We start from the raw sequence: 1,117 nt of genomic DNA, 5'->3' as shown, positions 1-1,117 counted from the left end.
TGTCTAAAAACTAACCTATTGATTTTCGGCTGGCTCCCCAGGCTCCAGCGTGGGAGCAGACCTGGTCCCGACGGAGGCGGGATCTGACGCTCCAGCGTCGATTAAGCGCCTCGGTAGGCTAACCGCCAACGCCGATCAGCACAGAAGAGCTGCATCCGCGGGAGCGGACAAGCTGCCGTTCCCACGCCGGAGCCTGGGAACGAGCGCGAAATTTGCAGATTTTATGCCCTAAAATCAGTATCTTAATTTTTAGACAGCCTCTTAACTTATCAAACCTTAACCACTACCCACCAGCCGCGGTCGCCGGGGCAACCACAGCCCGTAGGGCGGGTCAGGCGCGTGCGCCAGGCGCCGCGATTGCCGCAGCGGTGGGCGCGCCGTCACCCGCCGGATGGCGGCGGGTGGCAGCCCATAGATCGGGTCAGGCCAGGCCCCGTCCCGACGCAGGAGGGAGCCTGGCCACCACCCGCCGGAGGTGGCTGGCATCCGGCGGATGGCGCAAGCTTATCCACCCTACGCGGGCTCGATCGGACCGATCAGCCAAGCGTATTGCACACCATAACGGGCGTACAGCGGCAGTTTGACCTCGCGATCCATACTTGCCGTGGACGGAGACAGGATCTCGCATATCCAGTCAGGGACTACCTCGAATACGGGTGTTTTTCCCCTTCACTTTCACTAAAAAAATTTATCCTATACTAAAAAAATACTATTACCTATTTAAGAAATTATTGGTAGGATTACACTTAAAATAATAAAGGGTAAGGCTATGAACACTTCAGAGATTATGCAGCAACTCCGCGCGCTGTTGGCAACCAGAATGCCACAGGTAACCATACCTCCAGGCGAGGCATTCGAAACCGCCCCTATTGCAAAAACACTCGGTATGGATTCCCTGGAAATCGTCCGTTTAGTCGTTGCTCTGGAAACCCACTTTGCCGTCGAGCTGTCGGACTCGGAATTAGTTCGTGTACGGACCTTCGGTGACCTGGCAAACGCCATTGCCCAAGCACCGGCTTGCGCTACGGAGGAAGTTCCAGGTTCAATGCCATTAAGTTAAGTTTTGTAGGTCGGGTTAGGCGCGCCTTGCGATGCGGGCGTGGACAACCGAGGCTGA

1 protein-coding gene and 1 pseudogene are annotated in these 1,117 nt (G+C 56.2%); one reads left to right on the top strand and one right to left on the bottom strand.

Annotated features, from left to right (window positions below):
* Positions 1–528: 528 nt before the first annotated feature.
* A pseudogene (locus BQ17_RS07885) lies at positions 529–651 on the bottom strand (Uma2 family endonuclease); the annotation flags it as partial.
* Positions 652–769: 118 nt separating this feature from the next.
* Here BQ17_RS07885 and BQ17_RS07880 point away from each other — a divergent pair.
* Positions 770–1,060 (top strand): acyl carrier protein, encoded by a 291-nt coding sequence (locus BQ17_RS07880; protein WP_089725911.1) that lies wholly within the window; start codon positions 770–772, stop codon positions 1,058–1,060.
* Positions 1,061–1,117 lie beyond the last annotated feature (57 nt).

It is taken from the genome of Candidatus Thiosymbion oneisti, from assembly GCF_900092655.1.
Taxonomy (GTDB): Bacteria; Pseudomonadota; Gammaproteobacteria; order Chromatiales; family Chromatiaceae; genus Thiosymbion; species Thiosymbion oneisti.
Note: the sequence above shows the minus strand (reverse complement) of the source record. Positions and strands in the feature narration are given on the sequence as shown.